This window comes from Streptomyces sp. NPDC046335 (assembly GCF_055587985.1).
Window position 1 is genome coordinate 386,736 of the sequence record NZ_JBVJFF010000001.1, and the last position, 24,216, is coordinate 410,951.

General features: G+C 71.8%; 19 protein-coding genes. 9 read left to right on the plus strand and 10 right to left on the minus strand.

Features of this window, described 5'->3' with window-relative positions:
• The first annotated feature begins 28 nt into the window (after positions 1–28).
• Positions 29–538: a DUF1203 domain-containing protein gene (locus ACZ6JY_RS01625; RefSeq protein ID WP_469191131.1), complete on the plus strand. Its 510-nt coding sequence runs from the start codon at positions 29–31 to the stop codon at positions 536–538.
• Between the two features lie 64 nt (positions 539–602).
• Here ACZ6JY_RS01625 and ACZ6JY_RS01630 read toward each other — a convergent pair whose 3' ends face one another.
• The gene (locus tag ACZ6JY_RS01630) at positions 603–1,478 is read right to left on the minus strand and encodes a LysR family transcriptional regulator (protein ID WP_469191133.1); all 876 of its coding nucleotides are present in this window, start codon (positions 1,476–1,478) and stop codon (positions 603–605) included.
• A gap of 105 nt (positions 1,479–1,583) precedes the next feature.
• Between ACZ6JY_RS01630 and ACZ6JY_RS01635 the strand changes: the two genes are divergently transcribed.
• A complete protein-coding gene (locus ACZ6JY_RS01635; protein WP_469191134.1) occupies positions 1,584–2,810 on the plus strand; it encodes an MFS transporter in 1,227 nt (408 codons plus the stop codon).
• 43 nt (positions 2,811–2,853) lie between these two features.
• Here the strand turns inward: ACZ6JY_RS01635 and ACZ6JY_RS01640 are convergent, their stop codons facing one another.
• Positions 2,854–3,870: an aspartate-semialdehyde dehydrogenase gene (locus ACZ6JY_RS01640; protein WP_469191136.1), complete on the minus strand. Its 1,017-nt coding sequence runs from the start codon at positions 3,868–3,870 to the stop codon at positions 2,854–2,856.
• A gap of 198 nt (positions 3,871–4,068) precedes the next feature.
• Between ACZ6JY_RS01640 and ACZ6JY_RS01645 the strand changes: the two genes are divergently transcribed.
• The gene (locus tag ACZ6JY_RS01645; RefSeq protein WP_469191138.1) at positions 4,069–4,602 is read left to right on the plus strand and encodes an RNA polymerase sigma factor; all 534 of its coding nucleotides are present in this window, start codon (positions 4,069–4,071) and stop codon (positions 4,600–4,602) included.
• The gene (locus tag ACZ6JY_RS01650; protein WP_469191140.1) at positions 4,599–5,375 is read left to right on the plus strand and encodes a hypothetical protein; all 777 of its coding nucleotides are present in this window, start codon (positions 4,599–4,601) and stop codon (positions 5,373–5,375) included. The genes ACZ6JY_RS01645 and ACZ6JY_RS01650 overlap by 4 nt, the downstream gene beginning before the upstream one ends.
• 71 nt (positions 5,376–5,446) lie before the next feature.
• Here ACZ6JY_RS01650 and ACZ6JY_RS01655 read toward each other — a convergent pair whose 3' ends face one another.
• Positions 5,447–8,743, minus strand: coding sequence for a S8 family serine peptidase (locus ACZ6JY_RS01655; protein ID WP_469191142.1), 3,297 nt, complete (start codon positions 8,741–8,743; stop codon positions 5,447–5,449).
• Between the two features lie 308 nt (positions 8,744–9,051).
• On the opposite strand from ACZ6JY_RS01655, the gene ACZ6JY_RS01660 reads away from it, so the two are divergent.
• The 3 genes from ACZ6JY_RS01660 (at position 9,052) to ACZ6JY_RS01670 (ending at position 12,772) form a co-directional block, all read left to right on the plus strand.
• The gene (locus tag ACZ6JY_RS01660; RefSeq protein WP_469191144.1) at positions 9,052–9,516 is read left to right on the plus strand and encodes an NUDIX hydrolase; all 465 of its coding nucleotides are present in this window, start codon (positions 9,052–9,054) and stop codon (positions 9,514–9,516) included.
• 246 nt (positions 9,517–9,762) lie between these two features.
• On the plus strand, positions 9,763–11,526 hold the full coding sequence (locus ACZ6JY_RS01665) for a TIGR03767 family metallophosphoesterase (RefSeq protein ID WP_469191146.1): 1,764 nt from the start codon (positions 9,763–9,765) through the stop codon (positions 11,524–11,526).
• Positions 11,527–11,617: 91 nt separating this feature from the next.
• Positions 11,618–12,772 (plus strand): serine hydrolase domain-containing protein, encoded by a 1,155-nt coding sequence (locus ACZ6JY_RS01670; RefSeq protein WP_469191148.1) that lies wholly within the window; start codon positions 11,618–11,620, stop codon positions 12,770–12,772.
• A 9-nt stretch (positions 12,773–12,781) separates the two neighbouring features.
• On the opposite strand, the gene ACZ6JY_RS01675 is transcribed toward ACZ6JY_RS01670, so the two are convergent.
• Both ACZ6JY_RS01675 and pepN read right to left on the minus strand, forming a co-directional pair.
• On the minus strand, positions 12,782–13,852 hold the full coding sequence (locus tag ACZ6JY_RS01675) for a hypothetical protein (protein ID WP_469191150.1): 1,071 nt from the start codon (positions 13,850–13,852) through the stop codon (positions 12,782–12,784).
• 441 nt (positions 13,853–14,293) lie between these two features.
• Positions 14,294–16,858, minus strand: coding sequence for an aminopeptidase N (pepN, locus tag ACZ6JY_RS01680; RefSeq protein WP_469191152.1), 2,565 nt, complete (start codon positions 16,856–16,858; stop codon positions 14,294–14,296).
• Positions 16,859–17,045: 187 nt separating this feature from the next.
• On the opposite strand from pepN, the gene ACZ6JY_RS01685 reads away from it, so the two are divergent.
• A complete protein-coding gene (locus ACZ6JY_RS01685; protein WP_469191154.1) occupies positions 17,046–17,687 on the plus strand; it encodes a mycothiol-dependent nitroreductase Rv2466c family protein in 642 nt (213 codons plus the stop codon).
• Positions 17,688–17,738: 51 nt separating this feature from the next.
• On the opposite strand, the gene ACZ6JY_RS01690 is transcribed toward ACZ6JY_RS01685, so the two are convergent.
• From ACZ6JY_RS01690 to ACZ6JY_RS01705, 4 genes are all read right to left on the minus strand, one after another.
• Positions 17,739–17,966: a hypothetical protein gene (locus tag ACZ6JY_RS01690; RefSeq protein ID WP_469191156.1), complete on the minus strand. Its 228-nt coding sequence runs from the start codon at positions 17,964–17,966 to the stop codon at positions 17,739–17,741.
• 125 nt (positions 17,967–18,091) lie between these two features.
• A complete protein-coding gene (locus ACZ6JY_RS01695) occupies positions 18,092–18,742 on the minus strand; it encodes a superoxide dismutase (RefSeq protein ID WP_469191158.1) in 651 nt (216 codons plus the stop codon).
• A gap of 192 nt (positions 18,743–18,934) precedes the next feature.
• Positions 18,935–20,386: an amino acid permease gene (locus ACZ6JY_RS01700; RefSeq protein WP_469191159.1), complete on the minus strand. Its 1,452-nt coding sequence runs from the start codon at positions 20,384–20,386 to the stop codon at positions 18,935–18,937.
• Between the two features lie 146 nt (positions 20,387–20,532).
• Positions 20,533–21,888 (minus strand): amino acid permease, encoded by a 1,356-nt coding sequence (locus ACZ6JY_RS01705; protein ID WP_469191898.1) that lies wholly within the window; start codon positions 21,886–21,888, stop codon positions 20,533–20,535.
• A 390-nt stretch (positions 21,889–22,278) separates the two neighbouring features.
• Here ACZ6JY_RS01705 and ACZ6JY_RS01710 point away from each other — a divergent pair, with 390 nt between their 5' ends.
• Complete coding sequence (locus tag ACZ6JY_RS01710; protein WP_469191161.1) at positions 22,279–22,857, plus strand: biotin transporter BioY; 579 nt, start codon at positions 22,279–22,281, stop codon at positions 22,855–22,857.
• Here ACZ6JY_RS01710 and ACZ6JY_RS01715 read toward each other — a convergent pair.
• Complete coding sequence (locus ACZ6JY_RS01715) at positions 22,854–24,182, minus strand: FAD-binding oxidoreductase (RefSeq protein WP_469191163.1); 1,329 nt, start codon at positions 24,180–24,182, stop codon at positions 22,854–22,856. The two genes, ACZ6JY_RS01710 and ACZ6JY_RS01715, sit on opposite strands and share 4 nt — an antisense overlap.
• Between the last annotated feature and the right edge of the window lie 34 nt (positions 24,183–24,216).

Sequence of the window (24,216 nt, forward strand, 5' to 3'; positions counted from 1 at the left end):
ATCGCTGGTGCCGCGCGAGGCTCGGGGCATGAGCACCGTTTACACGCCCCGGCCCATCGACCCCGAAGCCCTCGCCGAGCTGCGGCGGCGTGATGATGCCGGGCGGGACTGCGTTCCGTACGTCGATCACGAAGGCGGCGCCCCCCTGCGGTGCTGTCTGCGGCCCGTCGCCCCCGGCGAGCGCGTCGCGCTCGTGTCGTACGCGCCGTTGCGGCGCTGGGCCGCCCGGACCGGGGCCGCGCCCGGCGCCTACGACGAGCAGGGGCCCGTCTTCATTCACGCCGAGCCGTGCGCGGGGCCCGAAGAGGGGCGGCGGACGGGGTATCCGTTCTCACGGGCCGGGGCGCTGCGGACCCTGCGGCGGTACGACGCCGGTGGCCGGATCGTCGGCGGGCGGCTGCTGGAGATTCCCGAGGCCGAGGCGGAAGGCTTCGACGCCGCTCTCGGCGAGGCCTTCGCCGATCCCGCCGTCGCCCTCGTACACGTCCGTGCCGTGGAGTACGGGTGCTTCCACTTCGAGGTGCGGCGAGGGGACTGACCAGCCGAAGCTGAAACCGAAGCTGAAGCCGAAACCGAAACCGAAACCGAAACCGAAGCCGACGTCAGCCGAGGGCCAGGGCGCGGGCGAACTCCCTCACCCGCGCCGTCTCCCCGTCCCGGTGCCACACCATCCCCAGGACGGAGTCCGGAAGCCCGTCCACCGGTACGAAGACGACGTCCTTGCGGCCGTGGTACTCCGCCGTCGGCCGGCACAGCAGCATTGCGCCCCGGCCCGCCGCCACCAGCGTCAGACCCTCCTGGAGCGTGCGGACCTCCGGAGCGGGCTCGTCCGAGGGGGCGTGGGCCGCACGCCAGTACGCGGGAGCCGGGGCTGTCGCCGCTATCAGCGGGATCTCCCGCAGCTCCGCGGCCGTCAACGACTCCCTCCCCGCGTACGGATGCCGCACCGACACCGCCACCGTCTGGCGCTCGCGGGAGAAGACCGGGCCCAGCACCAGATCCGCCTCCGCCACCGGCAGCAGCACGACCGCCGTGTCCACCTCACCGTGCCGTACCGCGCCGAAGGGGTCGGAGAAGGGGATCTCCAGGATGTGGGTCGTGCAGGCGGGATGGCGTTCCTGGAACGCCGCTATCGCTGCCATCAGACGGGCGTCCGCCGTCCCCTGGAAGCCGATCCGCAGCGTGCCCTCCACGCCCCGCGCCGCCGCCCTCGCCCGCTCGACCGTCGAGGCCAACTCCCCGTACGCGGGGGAGAGTTCGGCGAGAAACTGCTTGCCCAGCGGGGTCAGCGCGACCCGGCGGCTCGTACGCTCGACGAGCCGGGCGCCGATCCGTTGCTCCAGGGCGGCCAGCAGTTGGCTGACGCGGCTCTGCGAGACGTACAGGCGCTCGCCGGCCCGCCCGAAGTGCAACTCCTCGGCGAGCACCAGAAAGCACTCCAGTTCGCGGATCTCCAGGCCACGCTCCACTGCGCCCACGGAGCGCCTCCTCTGCACTGCTCGCCGGATCGATGAACCCGGCTCATACAAGGATGAGATCTGCGGCGTTGTTCCCCCCTGCGGGCTCGCCACAGGGTGGGTGGCATGCCACACAGCACACACAGCACACAGAGCGCGGACAGCAATCACAGCACTCACAGCCCGGCGGGCGAGCGGCGTGCTCGCACCGCCGTTCTCGCCGTCGCCGCCGCCACCTTCTCCGTCGTCACCACGGAGATGCTTCCCGTGGGACTCCTCACCTCCATCGGCTCCGGACTGGGCGTCTCCGACGGCAGCGCCGGTCTGGCCGTCACCCTGCCCGGGATCGTCGCGGCGCTCGCCGCCCTGCTGCTGCCCGTCGTGGTGCGCCGTGCCGACCGGCGTACGGTCCTGTGCGCGCTGCTCGTCCTGCTCGCCGCCGCCAATCTGGCGTCCGCGCTCGCCCCCGGCTTCGGCGTGCTGCTCGCCGCGCGCGTCCTGGTGGGCGTGTGCATCGGCGGGGTGTGGGCCATCGCCGCGGGGCTCGGGGCGCGCCTCGTCCGCGCGGAGGGCGCGGGGCGCGCCACCGCGGTGATCTTCAGCGGGATCGCCGTGGCCTCCGTGCTCGGCGTGCCCGCCGGGACGCTCCTCGGGGAGCTGGCCGGATGGCGCTGGGGGTTCGCCGCGCTCGCTGTGCTCGCCCTCGTGGTGGCCGGGCTGCTCGCCACGCTGCTGCCCGCGCTGCCCGCGGGTGAGGCGGTGCGGCTGGGCGTCTTCGCCGGGCTGCTGCGGGTGGGGCGGCTGCGGGGCGGGCTGCTCGCCGTCATGCTGCTCGTGACCGGGCACTTCGCCGCGTACACCTACGTACGGCCCGTCCTGGAGCGGGTGCCCGGCATCGGCGCGGGGCTGATCAGTGGGCTGCTCCTCGCCTACGGGGCCGCCGGCATCGTCGGCAACTTCGCGGGCGGAGCCGTCGCGGCCCGCGATCCGCGCAGGGCGCTGCTCGCCATCAGCGCGGGGCTCGGGACGGTCGTGCTCCTGCTGGTCCCGGCGGGCGGCTCGCTCGCCGCGTCCGTGGTGCTGCTGGTCGCCTGGGGCCTGGCGTACGGCGGGGTCTCGGTCTCCGCCCAGAACTGGGTGATGGCCGCTGCCCCGCACGCCCGCGAGGCCGCCTCCGCGCTCTTCGCCGGGGTGTTCAACGTGGCGATCGCGCTCGGCGCCTTCACCGGCGGCCGGGTCGCGGACAGCGGCGGGGCCGGTGGCGTGCTGTGGCTCGGCGGGGCGCTCGCGGTGCTCGCCCTGGCCGCCGTGGCCCACGCGAACGCGAAGGGGACGGACACCGACGAACGGTGACCGCCCCCACCACACACACCGGGCGTACGACGGGCGGCGGGACTCAGCCCTTGAGCTCCGCCGCGACGAGCTCCGCGATCTGGACGGCGTTCAGCGCCGCGCCCTTGCGGAGGTTGTCGTCGGAGATGAAGAAGGCCAGGCCGTTCTCGACGGTCTCGTCGGCCCGGATGCGGCCCACGAAGGCGTCGTCCTTGCCCGCGGCGACCAGCGGCGTCGGGACCTCCGTGACGACGACGCCCTCGGCGGCCTCAAGGAGCTCGGTGGCGCGCCCGGGGCTCAGCGGACGCGCGAAGCGGGCGTTGACCTGGAGGGAGTGTCCGGTGAAGACGGGGACGCGCACGCACGTGCCCGAGACCTTCAGCTCCGGGATCTCCAGGATCTTGCGGGACTCGTGGCGGAGCTTCTGCTCCTCGTCCGTCTCGTTCAGACCGTCGTCGACGATGGAACCGGCCATCGGCAGGACGTTGTACGCGATCGGCGCGACGTACTTGTCCGGCTCGGGGAACTCGACCGACGAGCCGTCGTGGGTGAGCTTCGGAGCGTCCTCGCCGACCTTCTTGACCTGCTCGAACAGCTCGTCGACCCCGGCGAGGCCGGAGCCGGAGACCGCCTGGTAGGTGGCGACGACGAGCGCTTCGAGGCCCGCCTCCGCGTGCAGCGGCCTGAGGACGGGCATCGCGGCCATCGTCGTGCAGTTCGGGTTGGCGATGATGCCCTTGGGGCGGTTCTTGATCGCGTGCGGGTTCACCTCGGAGACGACGAGGGGGACCTCGGGGTGCCGGCGCCAGGCGGAGGAGTTGTCGATCACGACGGCGCCCTGCGACGCGACCTTCTCGGCGAGGGCCTTGGACGTGGCGCCACCGGCGGAGAACAGCACGATGTCCAGGCCCGTGAAGTCGGCCGTGGAGGCGTCCTCGACGGTCACGCCGTCGATGACCGTCCCGGCGCTGCGGGCCGAGGCGAACAGGCGCAGCTCATCGACCGGGAACTTCCGCTCGACGAGGATCTTGCGCATGACCTTGCCGACCTGACCGGTGGCTCCGACGATTCCGACCTTCACAGGGACTTCCTCCGTATGTGCGTGCGGCCTCGTGACCTCGGCCGGTCTGTGCGGGGTGGCTCCATGATGCGTCTCTCCAGTGCCGCGTTGTCCAATCCATTGTCCGAGGTGCGGGACGCCACATTCGCCGGACCCCGGAGCGAACCTTTCGGACGTCCCGGGCGTCGTAGGGGAAACGCGGGGGAGGGGAGGGGCACGTTGCTGCGCAGAAAGACGCGCCGCGCGCAGACGGAGGCCGGGGGAGCGGACCCGCTGGACGCGGCGCAGGAGGACCGGGTGCGGGCGGTGCTCGCGCTCGGCGGCGTGCCGTACGCCGACCTCCCCGACGGCGTCCAGCAGGTGCGGCTGAAGCTCCTGGAGCGGGCCGCGGACGGGCGTGAGGCGCCCCGGGACGTCTCGGCGTGGGCGGCGGTCGTGGCCTCCAACCTGGCCATGGACTGGCACCGGGCCCGGCGCAGGCAGGAGCGGCTCGGGGAGCGCCTCGCCGTGCTGTGGCGGGAGACCACGGACGAGGACGGCGCGGAGTCGCGGGCCCTGTCGATGGCCGTGGCGCAGGGCCTCGGCGCGCTGCCCGCCGCCCAGCGGCAGGTCGTCGTGCTCCGCTTCTACGCCGACCTGCCGGTGCGCGCGATCGCCGATGAGCTGGGCATCCCCGAGGGCACGGTCAAGAGCAGGCTGCACACGGCGGTGCGGCTCCTGCGGGTGCGGCTGCACGAGGGGGAGGTGGTGTGACGGTGCCGGAGAAGGAGTTCGACGCGCTGATGTCCGCGATCACGGACGAGCCCGTCCCCGACGAGGCCCTGGACGACCCACGCTTCGCCGCCGAGCACGCGGCGGCCCTGACGGACGTCACCCTGCTCCGGAAGCGGCTCACCGCCCTGGGCGACACCCTGGCGGCGGTCCCGGCGGTCCCGGCGGCCCCGGCGGTCCCGGCGACCCCGGCGGCCCCGCGGCAGCCGGTCGTGCCGATCCGCTCCCGGCGCACGGCCCGCCGCCGCGTCACGGTCACGGTCGCGCTCGGCGCGGTCGCGGCCACGGCGGCCGCCGCCATGCTCGGCGGGCTCGCCTGGCTCGCGGTGGACGCCGGGCAGGGGGCGAGCGGCATGGACGGGAAGGCGGGCGCGGCGTCCGACGAGCGGAGCCGGCCCGACGGCGGCGCGGACGCGGACGCGGACGCGGACCTCAGCCCCGAGGGCTTCGTGGCGTGCTCGCGGCTGATCGTGGAGGGCACGGTCACGGCGGTCGACCCGGTGCCGGGCGGGGTGCAGGAGCGGGTGACGGTCGACGTGACCCGCTACATCAAGCCGGAGTCGGGCAGCGGCACCGTCCGCTTCCCCATGGACCGCGAGGCGTATCCCCGCCTGAAGGAGGGCGACCACGTCCTGATCACCGTCGACAAGGGCGCGACGGAACCCGCCAACTGGGCGGTCGGCAAGGACCGCGCCCCCCTCCGCACCCTGATCCTCAAGGCCCTCCCGCAGTCAAGGAAGACCGACTGCCCGTGATTGCGGAAAAGTCCCGCTGGAATCCGCCCAAAAGGGGCACTCCAGCGGGACTTTTCTGTGATTCCCGTGGGTCAGGCCTTCGGCGTGACCTTTTCGATCTTGACGCTGCCGCTGCCTGCCGCCGTGCCGGCCGCGTTCAGGAGCGACACCTCGCCGAACAGCTCGCGGCCATCGGCGGCCGGGGCCTTCGCCTCGATCTTGGCGTCGACCTCCGCCGAGTCGCCGCTGCCGAGCTTGATCTGCTTGGCCTCGTCGACGGTCACGCTGCCGAGGGCGCCCGAGAAGAAGACGTCACGGTAGTCGTACGCGGTCGTGCCGGACGGCACGGAGTAGCCCGTCACCTCGATCGTGTACGTACCGGCGGCCGGCTTCGTCAGCGTCACGGACTCCTCGGAGTCGCCGCCCGCCGACGAACCGACGACCGCGCCGTCCCTCTTGACGGTCAGGTCCAGGTCGGCGGCGATGTCCGCGGGCGAGCCGATGACGGCGTCGAACCGCTCGGCGCCGGCGGGCACGACGACCGTGGACGTCTGCGTGGCACCCTGGGCGATGCTGGGCCGGGCCGACTTGGCCGAGCCGAGCGAGCCGCCCTTCAGCTTGCCGTCGACGGCCGCGAAGTTGTTCGTGGCCTTCCAGGAGACCGGCGCCGGGGTGCCGACCTTGGCCTCGGGGAGCGTCTGCACGGCCGGGTCGAAGTCGACGCCGAGCGCGGAGACCTTCAGCTCGTACGGGTTGTCGAGCAGCGGCGACGTGCGGCGCGACTCGACCTCGATCTCCCAGACGCCCGCCTGCGGCTCCGCGTACGAACGCAGGTCCGGGCGGCAGGTGTTGGCGGGGTTCTCGTAGTTCGGGTAGCAGACGATCGACGAGGTGGAGTCGACCGGGACGCCGTACGGGTGGATCGCTATGAAGCGGGTCTGGCTCTTGTCCTTCAGGCCGCCGAGGGCGACTTCGAGGGACTTGGCGCCCTTCGGCACGGTCACGAAGTACGACGTGGGGCTGTTGCGCTGCGTCGAGCCCTTGGCCGAGAACGTGTACGACGGCTTCGCGAGGGGCGCCGAAACGACGACCGTCGACATGATCTGGTGGTCGACGCCCTCGGTGCGCTCGTCGTCGACGGTCAGGTTCGCGCTGTGCAGACCGGCCGACTTCGCCTTCGCCTGGACCTTGACCGTGACCGGCTTGTTCAGCGGCAGCGTGACGTCGTCGTCGCCGAGCAGCTTGAAGGTGCCCTCGTGGTTGTTCTCCAGCTCCAGCTCGTGGCGGACGCCGCGGTCGGGGCCGGAGGTGCGGGTGATCGTGACGTCGTACGTCCGCTTCTGGCCGGTCCTCAGGCCGCCCTCACGGTCGTAGATGCCGGTGCCGGGCTTCTTCAGCTCCTGCTCAAGGGCGGTGTCGACCGGGGCCTTCACCGTGTACGTGTGCGCCTTGGCGTCGTCCTCGATGGCCTCCCAGGCGTCGACGACGTCGATGAGGCCGGTGCCCTGCGCGTACGCCTGCTCGCCGCGGATGCGGTCCGCGGTGGAGGTGAGCGCGGTGCGCAGCTTCGCCGGGGTCAGGTCGATCTTCTCGCGCTTGGCGGCGGAGAGGAGGAGCGCCGAGGCGCCCGCGGCCTGCGGGGACGCCATCGACGTGCCCTGGAGCATGGAGTAGCCGGCCGGGAGCTTGTAGCCCGCCTCGGTCACCGGGGAGCCCGGCAGCCAGGTCTGGGTGGTGTTGATGGCCGAGCCGGGGGCCGAGATGATCGGCGCGAAGCCGCCGTCCTCACGCGGGCCGCGCGAGGAGAAGGGCATCATCGCGTACTTCTTCTCGACCTTGGAGCCGTAGTTGGCGGCCCAGGTCTCCTTGGAGATGGCGGCGCCGACCGAGATGACCTTGTCGGCCAGGGCGGGGTCGCCGATGGTGTTGGCGCCGGGGCCCGAGTTGCCCGCGGAGATCACCAGCTGCACGCCGTAGGTGTCGATGAGGCGGTTGTAGAGCTCGGTGCGCGCGTTGTTGCCGTCGTTCAGCGCCGGGAGGCCGCCGATCGACATGTTGACGATGTCGACGCCGCGCTCGGTGACGAGGTCGATCATGCCCTCGGTCAGTGCGACGTTCGTGCAGCCGCCGGTCCAGGTGCAGGCGCGCGAGGAGACCAGGTTGGCGCCGGGGGCGGCGCCGTTCATCTTGCCGCCGAACAGGCCGTTGGCCGCGGTGATGCCCGCGACGTGCGTGCCGTGCTCGGACTCGATGACGCCGATGTTGACGAAGTCGGCCTTCTTGCCGATCCAGTCGCCGCCGTACGGGTCGGTGGGGACGTCCTTGCGGATCTCGACGACGAACGGGACGCGCTCGACGACGTCGGTCGCCGGGTCGTCCTTGCCGAAGTAGGCGACCTGGTGGTCGTCCTTGTACGGCTTCATCGGCTCGTCGTCGGTGAAGTCGTTGTTGTCGTTCAGGTCGACGCGGACCGTGCCGGCCGCCGGGTCGTACAGGACGCCCCAGCTGTCGGTGGTGTCGCCGTCGCGGTTGATGTCGCCCTTGGCGTCGCCGCCGGTGGTGGCCGACTCGCGGAAGCGGTTGACCTGGAAGGAGCCCGCCGGGGCCTTCCACGTCTCGCTGTCCCAGGTGAAGACCGGGCCGCTGACGGGGTTGGTCATGCGGCGCCAGGTGCCGTCCGCGTCGACGATCGGGTCGGTCGCCGTCACCCAGTCGGTGATCTTGCGCTCGCCGGTGGTCGTCTTCGTCAGCGCCGGGTGACCGAGGTCGACGCCGGAGTCGAGGATGCCGATGGTGACGCCCCGGCCGTCGGCCTTGCGGTGCTTCTTCACGAAGTCCACGGCGCCGGTCTCGGCCGACGGGTTGTACGGGTTGTCCGCCGGGGTCTTCTTGCCCGGGCCCGCGTACGTGCCGCGCTCGCCGCGCTCCGCGCCCTTGGCGCGGTCGGCGGCCGGGGTCGGGTCGTCCAGCTCGATCTCGTGCCGCAGGTCGATGGCGTGCACGGACGACAGCTTGGCCGCGGACTTGATCGCGGCGTCGGCCCTGCCGGTCGGCACGGTCGCGCGGACGTAGCCGAGCTTGTCGTAGGTGCGGCCGACCGAGCCGCCCTTGACGCCGTCGAGCTGGTCGGCGACCTGCTCGGTGGCGCCGGGCGCGGTGGCGACCATCATCGTGACGGTCTTCTCGCCGTCCGCCTTGGCGTCGGCGAGCAGATCGGCGTCGGCCGAGCCGAGCTTGCCGCCGGTCGACTTGGGGGCCGGCACGGGGGACTCGTCCGCCGCGAAGGCGAGGGGGACGGCCCCGGTCGCGCACAGCGCGGCGGTGAGACCGACGGCTATCGCGAGACGGGGCGCGCGTCTGGCGCTGGAACTGGATCTGGGCATCGGCATCCCTGTACGTGAAGGTCGGGAGAGGGTGATCCGGCACCGATTTTCGAACGGGTCCGAAATCCGGGGTCGGATGACCGCTCAGCTTTACTTAAGTGACAGGTGTTTGGGGAGAGTTGTCCGAGCTGTGATCAGTGCGTGACGCAATTCCGCCATACGCCATCGCGGACATGGCGGTGTATGGCATGACATGCACCAGGGTCCGCGGCCCGGACGGCGCGGTCCGGAAGGGGCGCGGGCAACCGCGCGGCCGGTCACGGCGAACCCGCGGACGGGCGGTCAACTCCCGTCGAAGCGTCTAGCGTCAACCTGTGCAGAAAGAACTTCGGGTGGCGGCCTACGCCGTATGCGTACGGGACGGACAAATCCTCCTGGCCCGCTGGGTCGACCGCGACGGCGGCAAACGCTGGACGCTGCCGGGCGGCGGCATGGACCACGGCGAGGACCCCTACGACACGGTGATCCGCGAGGCGGACGAGGAGACGGGCTACGTGGTGGAACCGCTGGCCCTCCTCGGCATCGACAGCCTGCGCCGCCGCTACCCCCGCAGGCTCGGCGCCGTCGCCGACTTCCACGGACTGCGGATCGTGTACGAGGGGCGCGTCACCGGCGGCGAACTGCGCCACGAGACCAACGGCTCCACCGACCTCGCGGCCTGGCACCCCCTGGAGTCCGTCCCCGGCCTCGACCGCGTGGGCCTCGTCGACATCGGCCTCGAACTGTGGCGCGACCGCCCCGCCGACGGCCGGGGCCGGGCCGCGGAACACACGCCCTGAGCCTTCGCTTCCCCGACAGATGAACGCGGAGTGACCGCCTCCTCTCCATTCGCGGAGAGGTGGGTGACCGCGCAGGGTGCCCGGTGATCCACGTACGGTGATCGGTGCTGCGCGTTGCCGTCTCGTTCACGCGCAGGTCACCCCCGCTGCCAACGATCCAGTAAGAGCGAGGAATTCACGGGTCCGGTCGGACTCCGGGGCCCTCGCGACCACTGCCGACGCGTTCGCACCCGGGGAGACCGCGCCATGTCGCGCATACGCACCGTCGCCACCGCAACCGCCGCCATCGACCGCCGCGCCCTCCTCGCCGCCACCGGAGCCGTCGCCCTCTCCGCGGGCATCGGCCACACCCTCGGCCCCGGCGCGGGCGCCGGCAACGCGGCACCCCTGGGCCACGCCTCCGTGCCGCGCTCCCGGCCGGCGCCCGCCGCGCCCCTCGCGCCCTACAAGGGCGGCACCACCCTGCTCACCGTCGCCGCCCCGCGCGGCACCTCCGGCTACCGGCGGCTCGGCGACGGGCCCGCCTGGCGCCGCGTCGTCCGCGGGGACCTCGCGGCGGCGAAGGCGGGGCGCGAGGAGCGGCGGACCGCGCTCGCCGCGTTCGTGCAGTTCACCGACCTGCACCTGGTCGACGTACAGCATCCGCTGCGGTACGAGTACCTGCGGGCGCAGACCGCGAGCGCCTGGCGCCCGCACGAGTCCCTCTCGGTGGCCGGTGCCGTGTCCCTGGTCGAACGCGTCAACGCCCTGCGCGGCGCGCCCGCCACCGGCGCCCCCCTGCACTGTGTCGTGACGACCGGCGACAACACCGACAACAACTCCCGCGCCGAACTCGACTGGTTCCTCAAGGTCATGAGCGGCGGCCGCATCACCCCCAACACCGGGGACCCGCGCCGCTACGAGGGCGTGCAGGCCAGCGGCAGCACGCTGTACTGGCACCCCGACGACGCCCTGCGCGACGCCGACAAGAGCCTCGGCTTCCCGCGTCTGCACGGCTTCCTCGACGCGGCGACCCGCGAGGTCAACAGCCCGGGACTCGCACTGCCCTGGTACTCCACGGTCGGCAACCACGACGCGCTGCCCGGCGGCTGCTGGGCGCCCAGGGACTCGTACTTCACCGACTTCGCCGTCGGCGGCAAGAAGCTGATGTCCCTCGACGAGACGCGGGGCGCCGCCCTGTGGAAGGCCGTGAAGAAGGGGCGCGACCCCAAGGGGGACATGTTCAAGGACGTGCTGAAGTCCGAGGCGCGGCGCATGCGTTCCGTCACGCCGGACCCCGCACGGGCGCCCTTCACCCCCGCCGAGTACGTCCGTGCGCACCTGGACCCCGCCCACGCGGGCGCGGGCCCCGCGGGACACGGCTACACCGAGGAGAACCTCGCGGCGGCCACCCAGTACTACTCCTTCCGCATCAGCGACGACGTGCTCGGCATCAGCCTGGACAGCACCGACCCCGCCGGGCACTACGAGGGCTCCCTCGGCACCCGGCAACTGCGCTGGCTGGAGCGTGAGCTCGCGGCCAACGAGCGGCGGGCCGGCGGACCCTCGTACGTCGTCGTCCTCAGCCACCACACCAGCAGGACCATGCGCAACCTCCGCCAGGACCCGGCGCGGCCCGCCGAGGCGCGCCACGGCGGCGAGGAGATCGTCTCGCTGCTCGGCCGGTACCGCTCGGTCCTGGCTTGGGTCAACGGGCACAGCCACAAGAACGCGATCACCCCGCACCGGACCGCCCACGGCTCCTTCTGGGAGGTCTCCACCGCCTCGCACATCGACTTCCCGCAGCTCGCGCGGGTGGTGGAAATCGCCGACAACCACGACGGCACGGTCTCCCTCTTCACCACGCTCATCGAGTCCTCAGCCCCGCACCGCACGGACTTCGCCGACCTCTCCCAGACCGGCCTGGCCGCGCTGTACCGCGAGCTGTCCTTCAACGCCCCCGGCGCCAAGCCCGCGCTCGGCGGCGAGGCGGGCGACAGGAACACGGAGCTGATCCTGCGGAAGGGCTGAATCAGGCTCAACCACGGCGCCGCCGCTCAACCCCGCCCGGCACCCGAAGGTCTCCCGGCCCGACGACCAGCACGTACGGGAGGGGCAGCACATGACAGTGCGCAGGACATGGACCACAGTGGCGGCGGCGTTGGCAGTGACGGTGGCGGCGGGGGCGCTCTCGGCGCCCGCGTTCGCGGCGGACACCGGGGGCGGGGAGCGGCACCGCGCCACACAGCGGGCGATGGAGGCCGCACTGAAGGATGACGTCCCCGGCATCACCGCACAGGCGAAGGACCGCCACGGCACCTGGAACTCCGCCGCGGGCATCGGCGACCTCGCACGGCAGAGCCCGCGCGGCGCCCACGACCACTACCGGGTCGGCAGCGTCACCAAGACCTTCGTCGCCACGGTGCTCCTCCAACTGGAGGCCGAGGGCAGACTCGACCTCGACGACAAGGCCGGCCGATGGCTGCCCGGCGTCGTGGAGGGGAACGGACACGACGGCGACCGGATCTCGCTGCGGCAGCTCCTGAACCACACCAGCGGCATCTACAACGTGACGTCCGACCCGGGGTTCCGGCGCAGAGTCTTCAGCGAGGAGTTCCTCGCCCACCGCTACGACACGTGGACCCCCGAACAGCAAGTCGCCATCGCGATGGGCCACAAGCCGGACTTCGCTCCCGGTGACGGCTGGAAGTACTCCAACACCAACTACGTGCTCGCCGCGATGGTCATCGAGAAGGCCACAGGGACGTCTTACGCGCACCAGATCAGGCAGCGCGTCATCAAGCCGCTCAAGCTGCACGGCACCAGTGTCCCCGGCACCCGGTCGAGCATGCCGAAGCCCAGCTCCAAGGCCTACACCAGGCTCTCCGACGAGGCGAACGCCAAGATCCACGACGTGACGCTGCTCAACCCCTCCGTGGCGGGCGCGTCGGGCGGGATGATCTCCGACTCGGCCGACCTGAACCGCTTCTACTCCGCGCTGCTGCGCGGCAAGCTCCTGCCGAAGGAACAGCTCGCCGCGATGAAGACCTCCGTGCCGAAGGGCGAGAACCGGCCGGGCGAGCGCTACGGACTCGGCCTCGAACCCGTCACCACCTCCTGCGGCACCGTGGTGTGGGGCCACGGCGGCGACATCCACGGCTCGTCGTCCGCGGCCCTGACGACGGCGGACGGCAGGCACTCCCTGGCAGTCAACGCCAACGGCCCATCGGGTGACCTGCTCTCGGTCATCGACGCCGAGTTCTGCGGCAAGCGGTAGGGCGGGCCGCTACCGGGGGAGCGCCACGACGTACGCCGCCGGGTCGCGGTCGTGCGACGCCATCAGGGCGGTCCGTACGACGGTGGCCTGCTGGTCGAGGGCGTCCCTGAGCTTCTTCGGGGTGAGGTGGACGACCGTGATGCCGAGCCGCTCCAGGTGCTCGCGCTTGCGTGCGCACTCCGACCACAGGGCGTCGTCGTCGTGCCGCGGGCCCTGCCGGGGCGCGCGGGTGTCGAGCTCGACGGCGACGGCCTGGTCGGGCCAGTAGGCGTCGACGCCACCGAGGTACGGGCCGCCCGGCAGCCGCAGGTCGACGTTCCACAGGGGGTCGGGCAGGGCGTGCTCGGTGACCATGCGGTAGAGCCAGTCCTCGGCGATGGCGCGCCCCTCGGCGAGCAGCGAGTCGACGGCGTCCACGACGTGCGGCAGGGAGAGCAGCCGGGCGCGCCGCAACTCGCGGACCACGGCCGCCGGTTCGCAGTGGCCGCCGCGTACCGCCTCGGTGAGCAGCCGGCGCACACTGGCCGCGTCGACGAGCTGGGCCACCGCGTCGGCGAGGGCGCGCGGCACCGGCGCCACCGGGACTCCCGCGATCCGCTGGGTGGTCGGCATCTCGGGGCTGCGCACGAGCCGCGCGAACCCCACGGACCGCAGGCGGCGCGTGCGGGGCACCAGGATGTCGATGCGGTCGAGCGAGGGCAGCGGGGGAGCGGAGGCGAAGCGGTGCAGGGCCAGGGCGGCGAGGCCGGTGACCATCGCGTCGGCGTACGGGGCGTGCGGCTCGCCCGCGCCGGGCTGCGCGGGCACGGACCTGACCTGGCGGGTCGGTGGGCGTCCCGCGTACAACAGGGCGCAGTGCAGCCGTTCGTCACTGGTCGGCGGGCCCGGGTGCAGCAGCCATACGCCGGGCAGGAGCTGCCGCCAGGGGCCGCCGGGCAGGCACTGGGCGTTGGCGTCGGCGGCGGACACGCCGTGCGCGCGGAGCTGGGCGGCGCTCATGACGCGGGGGCGGGCGTCGGTGGCGAGGTGCTGGAGGGGGAGGGGGAGGGGGAGGGGGGAGAGCGGGGTTTCGTGGTTCATGCCCGGGTCGTTCCCTCACGTGACCGGCGCTCTAACCCACCGCTGACCCCTGTTACAAGCTCGTCGACAAACCTGGACAACCCTGCCCTAAAGCACGGGCGTTCGACCTCCGATGATCTCTGGCCCCTGGGCCTCCCGGGAAACCCCCGGCCGCCCGGTTTCACCTGGGCGGGCCCCGGGGGGGCGGGGGTGTGGGGGTGGAGGGCGTCTCTGCTCGCTCTGCGCCGTTCGGAGCCTGTCCCGGCGAAGCGCCGGGCCAAGCGGTGGCCGGGCCAAGCGGTGGCCGGTGGAAGCGCGCCGGCTGGGGACGTGGCCGGGCCACCGGCGAGGGAGGCCCCGCGCGGCGCCAGGGCGGGGGCCGCCCCGGGTTCAAGGCCCCCGGCCAGGAACGGGCACCCCGGAGTGGAGGTGCGGGGTGCCCGTGGAGAGGTCAGGCGGGGGTTATGACGCGTCGCAGGCCTGCGCCCGCAGCGAGCGGGCGAGGTCGTCGCGGGCTTCCAGGACCAGGCGGCGCAGAGCGGGGGCCGAGGCTTCGTGCTCGGTGAGCCAGGCGTCGGCCGCCGCCAGCGTCGCCTCGTCGGACTGGAGGTGGGGGAACAGGCCCCGCACCACGTCCATGCCGATCTGGATGGACCGCTCCGCCCACACCCGCTCGATCGCGTCGAAGTACTTCGAGACGTACGGCGCGGCGAGCTCCCGCTGCGACGGCTGTGCGAACCCGGAGATCGTCGCCTCGACCAGCGCGTTCGACAGGGCGCTCGACTCGACCACGGAGGCCCACGCCTGCGCCTTGACCGCCGCCGAGGGCCGGGCGGCCAGGCACCGCACCTGGTGCCGCTTGCCGGAAGCCGTGTCGTCGCGGGCCAGCTCGGCCGCGAGCACCTCCTCGTCGGCGGCGCCGTGCGCGGCGAGCGGGCCGAGCAGCGCCCAGCGCATCTCCTGGTCGACATCGAGGCCGTCGATCTTGGCCGTGCCGTCGAGCAGGCCCTGCAGGAGCTGGAGATCGGCCGGGGACGAGGCCACCGCGGCGAAGAAGCGGGCCCACGTCAGCTGGTTCTGGCTGCCGGGACCGGCGTTCCGCAGCTCCCGCAGCGCCCCTTCGGCGAGCGCCCTGGCGCCCTCCTCGCGCCACTCGGGCGCGGTGTAGTGCGTGAGGGCGGAGTTGGCCCACGCGTGCAGCATCTGCAGGACGCCGATGTCGCTCTCGCGCCCGGCGAAGCGCAGCACGAGCCCGATGAAGTCCCGCGCGGGCATCAGCGCGTCCCGCGTCAGGCTCCACAGGGCGGACCAGCACAGGGCGCGGGCGAGGGGGTCCGTGAGGTCGCCGAGGTGCTCCCGCAGCGTGACGAGGGAGTTCTCGTCGAAGCGGATCTTGCAGTAGGTCAGGTCGTCGTCGTTGACCAGGACCAGCTCGGGAGCGTGCTCACCGGCCAGCTCGGCCACGACCGTGCGCGGGCCCTCGACGTCGAGCTCCGCGCGGGCGTACCGCTCAAGGGGGCCGGCGGCCGTCCTGCGGTAGAGACCCACGGCCACGCGGTGCGGCCGCAGTTCGGGGTGGGACTCGGCGGCCTCCTGGAGCACGGAGAGCTCGGTGATGCGGCCCTCCGCGTTCAGGATCACCTGTGGGGTCAGGGAGTTGACGCCCGCGGTCTGGAGCCAGGCACGCGACCAGCCCGCCATGTCACGTCCCGAGGTCTCCTCCAGGACGGAGAGCAGATCGCCGAGGACCGTGTTGCCGTACGCGTGGCGCTTGAAGTAGCGGCGGGCGCCCTCCAGGAACGCGTCGCGTCCGACGTACGCCACGAGCTGCTTGAGCACCGAGGCGCCCTTGGCGTACGTGATCCCGTCGAAGTTGAGCTTCGCGTCCTCCAGGTCACGGATGTCCGCGGTGACCGGGTGGGTGGAGGGGAGCTGGTCGGCGCGGTAGGCCCACGCCTTGCGGTTGTTGGCGAAGGTGATCCAGCCGTTGGTGAAGCGGGTCGCCTCGACCATGGAGAAGGAGCCCATGAAGTCGGCGAAGGACTCCTTGAGCCACAGGTCGTCCCACCACCGCATGGTGACCAGGTCGCCGAACCACATGTGCGCCATCTCGTGGAGGATGACGTTGGCCCGGCGTTCGTACGACGCCTGGGTCACCTTGCCGCGGAAGATGAACTCCTCGCGGAAGGTCACGAGGCCCGGGTTCTCCATCGCGCCCAGGTTGTACTCCGGCACGAAGGCCTGGTCGTACTTCCCGAAGGGGTAGGGGTAGTCGAAGTTGTCGTGGAAGAAGTCCAGGCCCTGCTTGGTCACCAGGAAGACGTCGTCGGCGTCGAAGTGCGGGGCGAGGCCCTTGCGGCACATCGCGCCGAGCGGGATCTCCAGGACCGAACCGTCGTCGAGAACGCGTTCGTACCGGTCCTCCACGTAGTGGTACGGGCCCGCCACGACCGCCGTGATGTACGTCGAGATCGGCTTCGTCTCGGCGAACTTCCAGATGCCGTCGGCCAGTTCACCGACGCCGTTGGACCACGCCGTCCAGCCGTCGGGGACCTGCACCTGGAAGCGGTAGGGCGCCTTCAGGTCCGGCTGCTCGAAGTTGGCGTACACACGCCGGGAGTCGGCCGGTTCGTACTGGGTGTAGACGTAGACCTCGCCGTCCTCGGGGTCGACGAAGCGGTGCATGCCCTCGCCGGTGCGGCTGTAGGCACACTGCGCGTCCACCACCAGTTCGTTCTCCTCGGCCAGGTCTTCGAGCGCGATCCGGGTGCCGTCGAAGACCTCGGAGGGGTCGAGGTCCCTGCCGTTGAGGGAGAGCGCCGTGACGCTCGGCGCGACGAGGTCCGCGAAGCTCGCGGCGCCCGGCTCGGCGCGGAAGCGGATCGTGGTCACCGACCGGAACGTGCGCGGCTCCTGACCGCTCTCACCGACTGCCGAGCGCAGGTCGAGGAAGACCTCGTAACCGTCGACGGACAGCAGCGCGGCCCTCTCATGGGCCTCGTCGCGGGACAGATTCTCACCGGGCACGGGCGGCACTCCTTCGTGACTCGCTTGACTGGGTGACTCGCATGCCGCATGACTCGCATGCCGCGCATGACTCGTACGAATGGCTACGATCCTCGCATGTGCCGTCGGCGGCCGACATCCGGGAATGCCCTGGTGGACCCCCGACGTTCCCCTCCCCAGGCGCCGAACACATTCCTTAGGGAGAGACATGTCAGAGAACAACGGCAAGACACCTGTCGACTTCTGGTTCGATCCCCTGTGCCCCTGGGCGTGGATGACGTCCCGCTGGATGCTCGAAGTGGAGAAGGTCCGCGACGTAGAGGTCCGCTGGCATGTGATGAGCCTGGCCGTCCTGAACGAGGACAAGATCGACGAGCTCCCCGAGGAGTACCGCGAGCTGCTCGAGACCAAGGCCTGGGGCCCGGTCCGTGTCGTCATCGCCGCTCAGCAGAAGCACGGGGACGAGATCACCGGGAAGCTGTACACGGCGCTGGGCACGCGCTTCCACAACCGCGGCGAGGGCCCCACGCGCGAGGCGGTCGCCGGAGCCCTGGAGGACGTCGGCCTGCCCGCCGACCTCGTCGATTACATGGACTCCGACGCCTACGACACCGAGCTGCGCGCCTCCCACAAGGAGGGCATCGACAAGGTGGGCCAGGAGGTCGGCACGCCGGTCATCGCGGTCCCCGGCGCCGACGGCGAGCAGGTCGCCTTCTTCGGTCCCGTGGTCACCCCGGCCCCCAAGGGCGAGGCCGCCGCCAAGCTCTGGGACGGCACGCTGCTCGTCGCCTCGACGCCGGGCTTCTACGAGATCAAGCGCACCCGCACGCAGGGCCCGGTCTTCGACTGACCGGCCTTTTCCCAAGCGCTGACCGGCCTCTCCGTAAGGGCTGCCCGGCCGCTACGTAGAGGCGCCGTCGGGCAGGCCGAAAGTCTCCTCCGGGAGCTGGAAGCCCCGCTTCTGCACGTGGTACGGCTGGACCCAGAGGCAGCCCGGGTTCGTGCAGCGCCAGAAGCCGCGGGCCTCCGCGACACCCACGGTCTGAGCGATGTGCACCTCCTCGGCCGGGGTGACCTTGCGGAAGAGGTGCAGTTGTCGGCATGTGGGGCAGTGCTTCTCGTCCACCATGCCGACACGTTCCCGCGTAACCCCGGTCACCGAAAGGCCCCCGTGAGTCACGTCCTCACGGGGGCCTTTCCTTCATCCGCCCGCCCCGGCGAAAGTTGAGAAGACGATCACGAGGCGGGACGTTCTCACGGGGCCAACAGGAGGCTGTTCACCCGCTGCTTGGCGGCCGCGTAGCGCTTGGCGACGTCCTGCCAGTTGACGACCTGCCACATGGCCTCGATGAAGTCGACCTTCTGGTTCTTGTACTGCAGGTAGAAGGCGTGCTCCCAGGCGTCGAAGACCAGGACCGGCGTGGAGCCCTGGCCGATGTTGCCCTGGTGGTCGTAGACCTGCTCGACGATGAGGCGGCCGCTGAGCGGCTCGTAGGCGAGCACGCCCCAGCCGGAGCCCTGCGTGGTCGCCGAGGCCTTGGTGAGCTGCGCCTTGAACTTGGCGAAGGAGCCGAACGACTCGGTGATCGCGTCCGCGAGCTCGCCCACGCCGTCGGCGGCCAGCGGCTCGCCGCCGCCACCGTCCTTGGGGCTGTTCATGTTGTGCCAGTAGATGCTGTGCAGGATGTGGCCGGAGAGGTGGAAGGCCAGGTTCTTCTCCAGGCCGTTGATGGCGCCCCACGTCTCCTTGTCGCGCGCCTCCTCCAGCTGTTCAAGGGTGTCGTTCGCGCCCTTCACGTACGCCGCGTGGTGCTTGTCGTGGTGCAGCTCGATGATCTGCGGGTTGATCACCGGCTCGAGCGCCGCGTAGTCGTACGGAAGTTCAGGAAGCGTGTAAATGGCCATGATCCGAGCCCTCCGACTGCTGCTCTGCTTATTGCAACCTATGTGCAAGTGCAGGCTAACAGCAGGAGTGCCACGAAGTTGATCAGCCCTTCGTCCTAGGACCCGCGACGACAGGCCCATGGGGGCGCCGGATACGCCGAAGGGGCCCGGAGGTCGATGCCGACCCCGGGCCCCTTCGTGTACGCCGATCCGTTACTCGGCGGCCGCTGCCACCGACCGCTCCGCCGCCTTCTGGCGCACGTAGCCGATCACGGCGAGCACCAGCGTGAGCGAACCCGTCGCGATGAGCTGCTTGCGCGTGTCGGGCTGCTCCGTCATCAGATAGAAGATGTACGCCATCGCGGCCAGCGCCACCCAGGTCAGGAAGGGGTACGCCCACATCCGGACGACCAGCTTCTGCGGCTCGTCGCGTTCCGTCCTGCGGCGCAGGATGAGCTGCGAGACGGCGATGAAGATCCAGACGACCAGGATCATCGCGCCGATCATGTTGAGCAGCCAGGGGAAGACGTCGTCGGGGCGCCAGTAGCTGAGCAGCACGCAGACGAAGCCGAAGACCGAGGAGGCGAGCACCGCCAGACGGGGCACGCCGCCGTAGACCCGGCCGAGTGCCTTGGGGCCCTGGCCGCGCTCGATCAGGGAGTACGACATGCGCGAGGCGCCGTAGATGTTCGCGTTCATCGCGGAGAGCAGGGCGACGAGGATGACGACGTTCATGATCTGGCCGGCACCGGGGATGCCGAGGTGGTCGAGGGTGGCGACGTAGGGGCCCTTGCCGACGACTTCCTTGTCGTCCCACGGCAGCAGCGTGACGACGACGAGCATCGAGCCCACGTAGAAGAGGGCGATGCGCCACATGGCCGTGCGGACGGCCTTGGCGACGCTCTGGACCGGGTTCTTGGACTCCGCGGCGGCGATCGTGACGGTCTCCAGGCCCCCGTACGCGAAGACGGAGGCGAGCAGGCCGATGATCAGGCCGTCCGTGCCGTGCGGCATGAAGCCGCCCTCGCCGGTGAGGTTCGCGGTGCCGGGGGCGGGGGTGTCCGAGCCGGGCAGGATGCCGAGGATCGCGAGGACGCCGATGCCGAGGAAGAGCGTGATGGCCCCGACCTTGAGGGCGGCGAACCAGAACTCGAACTCGCCGAAGTTCTTCACGGCCGTCAGGTTCGCGCCGCAGAAGACCAGCATGAACAGCGCGACCCAGGCCCACTGCGGGGTGCCGGGGAACCAGCCCACCATGATCTCCGCGGCGCCGATGCCCTCGATGCCGACGGCGACGCAGAGCAGGAACCAGAAGCCCCAGCCGGCCGTGAAGCCCGCCCAGGGGCCGATGGCCCGCTCGGCGTGGACGGAGAAGGAGCCGGAGGCCGGGTTGGCGGCCGACATCTCGCCCAGCATGCGCATCACGAGCATGACGAGCGCGCCGGAGACGGCGTAGGCGAGGACGATCGAGGGGCCCGCGGCGGCGATGCCCGCTCCGGAGCCCACGAAGAGCCCGGCACCGATCACGCCGCCGAGGGCGATCATCGAGAGGTGCCGCTGCTTGAGGCCGTGGACGAGCGGGGAGTCGGCCGTGGGCGCCGAGCCGGGCGCTCCGTCGGGTGCTTCGCCGGGAGGTGTGTCCTGGGAGGCGGACGTCCGAGACATGGGCGGGCCCTGTTCAGTAGCCGAGACGGGGGACGAGCGGGCCCACAGTCTGAAGTCCGGCACCGCTGACAGGGAACAGCGGACCGCTATACGGACACGACGCTCACACTTGGTGAAGAAGTCGACACATTTTGTTCACGTGTCGTTTACGCGGGCCTCACGTCGTCCCGGCCCTGGTGCGCCGCGCGCCGCCCGCGCCACTCCCGCAGCCCCGCGATCACCAGGACGAGCGCCGTGGCGCCCGCCGACCACAGGAGCTGGGGCCGCGCCCCGTCGTCGTTCAGCATCAGGCCGATCACGACGGCCATCGCCACCAGCGTCGCCCAGGTCAGATACGGGAAGGCCCACATCCGCAGCACCAGCCGCTCGGGGGCCTCCTGCTCGATGCGCCGCCGCAGCCGCAGCTGCGACACCGCGATGAGCGCCCACACGAACAGCAGTACGGCGCCGACCGAGTTGAGCATGTAGAGGAAGACCGAGTCGGGCCACTCCAGATTGAGCAGGACCGAGACGAAGCCGAAGGCGACGGAGGCGAGGACCGCGCGGCGCGGCACCCCGCCGCCGGAGACCTTGAGCAGGGCCTTCGGCGCCTCGCCGCGCTCGGCCAGCGAGAAGACCATGCGGGAGGACCCGTAGAGGTTGGCGTTGAGCGCCGAGAGCAGGGCCACGAAGACGACGATGTTCATGATCGTCCCGGCGGACGGCACCCCGATCGAGTCGAGCACGGTGACGTAGGGGCTGACGCCCGCCTTCTGCGCCGTCCAGGGCAGCACCGTCACGATGACCAGCATCGAGCCGACGTAGAAGAAGAGGATGCGGTAGACGGCGCTGCGCACGGCGCGGGCGACCGCGCGGACCGGGTCGTCGGACTCGGCGGCGGCGATGGTGACGACCTCCAGGCCGCCGAAGGCGAAGACGACGGCGAGCACTCCGGAGACGACGCCCTCCCAGCCGTTGGGCAGGAAGCCGCCGTCACCGCTGAGGTGGCTGAGGCCGACGGGGGCACCGGAAGAATCAGACGCAGTGGGGAGCACCCCGAAGACCGCGAGCAGGCCGAGCACGAGGAAGGCGACGATCGCGCAGACCTTCAGCGTGGCGAACCAGAACTCGAACTCGCCGAAGTTCTTCACCGAGGCGAGGTTCGCGCCGGTGAAGACCAGCATGAAGATCAGCACCCAGGCCCACTGCGGCACGGCGGGCGCCCAGCCGTTGGCGATCTGTGCGGCGCCGGTCGCCTCCACGGCGAGCACGACCACGAGCAGGAACCAGTAGAGCCAGCCGACGCTGAACCCGGCCCAGCGGCCGAGCGCGCGCTCGGCGTGCACGGAGAACGAGCCCGAGGCGGGCATCGCCGCCGACATCTCGCCGAGCATCCGCATCACGCACATCGCGAGCGCCCCCGCGATGAGGTACGAGACGACGATGCCGGGCCCGGCGACCGCGATCCCGGCCCCCGACCCGACGAAGAGCCCCGCCCCGATGACCCCGCCGAGACCGAGCATGGTGAGGTGCCGCTGCTTGAGACCGCCGGCGAGCGGTTCGTTGCCGTTCCCGAGGGGGGCGTTGCCGTCCCCGAGGGGTTCTTTGCCGTCCCCGACGGGTTCGACGGCGGCCTGGGGGTCGTGCATGGTGCTCAGCCGGCTTTCAGGGTGCTCAAGAAGGTTTGGCGGGACCCCACAGTCTCCCCGCGTGGCGGCCTCCCGCGCAAAACGAGGCACCCGCCCGCCGACCTCCGTGACGAGCGTCACGCCGGGTGAGGTGTACAAGGCGCCCTTTGTACGGAGCCCACCAATGCCCCGCCCCCGGGTTGTCGCCCGGAGACCGTGTTCGGGTGCCCTCGCCTGGGATAGCGTCGGTCCGTCCCAGCCTGCCCACGTCCCCGCGGAGTCCCGATGAGCATCGCCGCTGCCACCACCCGCCCCGGCCAGGTCCTCGCGGACCTGCTGCCCGCGTCCCGTGCGAAGGACGCGGTCCTCGTGCTCGGCGGCGCCGCGCTCACCGGGATCGCCGCCCAGATCGCGGTGCCCGTGCCGGGCTCCCCGGTGCCGGTGACCGGGCAGACCTTCGCCGCGCTCCTCGTCGGCACCGCGCTCGGTGCCCGCCGCGGCTTCCTCTCGCTCGCGCTGTACGCCCTCGTGGGCATGGCCGGCATGCCGTGGTTCGCGCAGGCGGGCTCGGGCGTCGCGGCCCCGTCCCTCGGCTACGTCCTCGGCATGCTCCTCGCCGCCACGGTGGTGGGCGCCCTCGCCCGCCGCGGCGGCGACCGCTCGGTGCTGCGCACGGCGGGCACGATGGTCCTCGGCTCCGCGATCATCTACGCGGTCGGCGTCCCCTACCTCTCCGCCGCGACCGGCATGTCCCTGACCCAGGCCGTCGCCGCCGGGCTCACGCCCTTCCTGATCGGCGACGCCCTCAAGGCCGCGCTCGCGATGGGCGCGCTGCCGACGGCGTGGAAGCTGCTCGACCGCTAGAGAACGCCGTAGTTCCGCCTGAAGAGGTTCGCCGGGTCGTACGTGGCCTTCAGTTCGGCGAGCCTCTTCCGCGTCTGCGGGTCGTAGAGGCCCTCGGGGCGGTCGCCGCCGCCGAACGCGAAGTTCAGCGAGCGCCCCATCACCTGCCCCGCGAGGTGCCCGAACGCCTCGGCGTGCAGCGCGCGTACGGTCGCGACGTCCGTACCGTCCAGCGGCGACAGGATGCGCACGAGCCAGCCCGCGTCGCGGTGCGGCACCGCGTTGGCCGCGGGCCGCGCGAGCGCACCGCCCAGGTGGTTGACCTGGACGACGTGCATGGACGCGGCGTCAGGGCCCGTCAGGGCGAGCAGCTCACCGGCGGCCGCCACGTCGAGGCCGCTCAGGACCACGCTGTCCCCGTAGTAGGCGTGCGGGAAGTCGGGGTCGCTGTGGATGGTGTGGCTCTCGGCGTACGGCATCTCCCGCAGCGTGTCCGACACGGCGGGCCCGAGCTCCCGCAGCGGCGCCACGAGGCGTTCCCCGTCGGCCGCCGGACCCGTGAACGCCACCCGTACCGAGACGACATAGTGGCCCCGCAGGTGCGGCGGGAGCTGCGGGATGTCGGGGTAGGGCAGCGCGGACACCGACGAGGTCAGTGTGTCGGGGAGGGTCCGCGTCCACCGCTCGTAGCCGCTGAGCAGGGCGGCGGGGTCGGTCGCGCGCCCGTCGAAGCTGATCGCCCCGCCGTACAGCCGCGTCACGGGCACCAGGCCGACCTCCAGCTCCGTGACCACGCCGAGGTTCGCGCCGCCCCCGAGGAGGCCCGAGAACAGCTCCGGGTCGCGGTCGGCGCTCACCTGGCGCGGCGTGCCGTCGGCCGTGACGACGCCCAGCGAACGTACGTGGTCGGCGGTGTAGCCGAACTCCCGGGCGAGGATGCCGAGGCCACCGCCGAGCGTGTACGAGACGACGCCCACGCCCGGCGCCGAGCCGTTGAGCGGGGCGAGGCCGTGGGGCGCGGCGGCCTCGACGACCTGGCCCCAGCGGGCCCCGGCGCCGACGGTGGCGGTACGGGCCGCGGCGTCGACGCGGACGCCGTCCATCCGCCGTGTACTGATCAGGACCCCGCCCTCGTACGCGCCCGGCAGCCCGTGCCCGGTGGCCTGTACGCCGATGGGCAGACCGTGTTCGGCGGCGTGCGACACGGCGGCGACGACGTCGTCGGCGCTCACGGCGCCGACGACGAGGGCGGGCCGCGCCGCGAAGCCGGTCTGGAACCCGGCGAGTTCCTCGTCGTACCCGGTGTCACCGGGCCGGAACACGAGTCGCTGTGCGGTGAAGTCCACGAGATGCCTCCGTTGGGCCGTACGTGCGCGACCC

Excerpts from the sequence above, each read along its gene's own strand:
- ACZ6JY_RS01625 (WP_469191131.1), top strand. The coding sequence starts at position 29 with ATGAGCACCGTTTACACGCCCCGGCCCATCGACCCCGAAGCCCTCGCC.
- ACZ6JY_RS01635 (WP_469191134.1), top strand. The coding sequence starts at position 1,584 with ATGCCACACAGCACACACAGCACACAGAGCGCGGACAGCAATCACAGC.
- ACZ6JY_RS01655 (WP_469191142.1), bottom strand. The coding sequence starts at position 8,743 with ATGCCGATGCCCAGATCCAGTTCCAGCGCCAGACGCGCGCCCCGTCTC.
- ACZ6JY_RS01665 (WP_469191146.1), top strand. The coding sequence starts at position 9,763 with ATGTCGCGCATACGCACCGTCGCCACCGCAACCGCCGCCATCGACCGC.
- ACZ6JY_RS01670 (WP_469191148.1), top strand. The coding sequence starts at position 11,618 with ATGACAGTGCGCAGGACATGGACCACAGTGGCGGCGGCGTTGGCAGTG.
- ACZ6JY_RS01675 (WP_469191150.1), bottom strand. The coding sequence starts at position 13,852 with ATGAACCACGAAACCCCGCTCTCCCCCCTCCCCCTCCCCCTCCCCCTC.
- ACZ6JY_RS01685 (WP_469191154.1), top strand. The coding sequence starts at position 17,046 with ATGTCAGAGAACAACGGCAAGACACCTGTCGACTTCTGGTTCGATCCC.
- ACZ6JY_RS01690 (WP_469191156.1), bottom strand. The coding sequence starts at position 17,966 with ATGGTGGACGAGAAGCACTGCCCCACATGCCGACAACTGCACCTCTTC.
- ACZ6JY_RS01695 (WP_469191158.1), bottom strand. The coding sequence starts at position 18,742 with ATGGCCATTTACACGCTTCCTGAACTTCCGTACGACTACGCGGCGCTC.
- ACZ6JY_RS01700 (WP_469191159.1), bottom strand. The coding sequence starts at position 20,386 with ATGTCTCGGACGTCCGCCTCCCAGGACACACCTCCCGGCGAAGCACCC.
- ACZ6JY_RS01705 (WP_469191898.1), bottom strand. The coding sequence starts at position 21,888 with ATGCTCGGTCTCGGCGGGGTCATCGGGGCGGGGCTCTTCGTCGGGTCG.
- ACZ6JY_RS01710 (WP_469191161.1), top strand. The coding sequence starts at position 22,279 with ATGAGCATCGCCGCTGCCACCACCCGCCCCGGCCAGGTCCTCGCGGAC.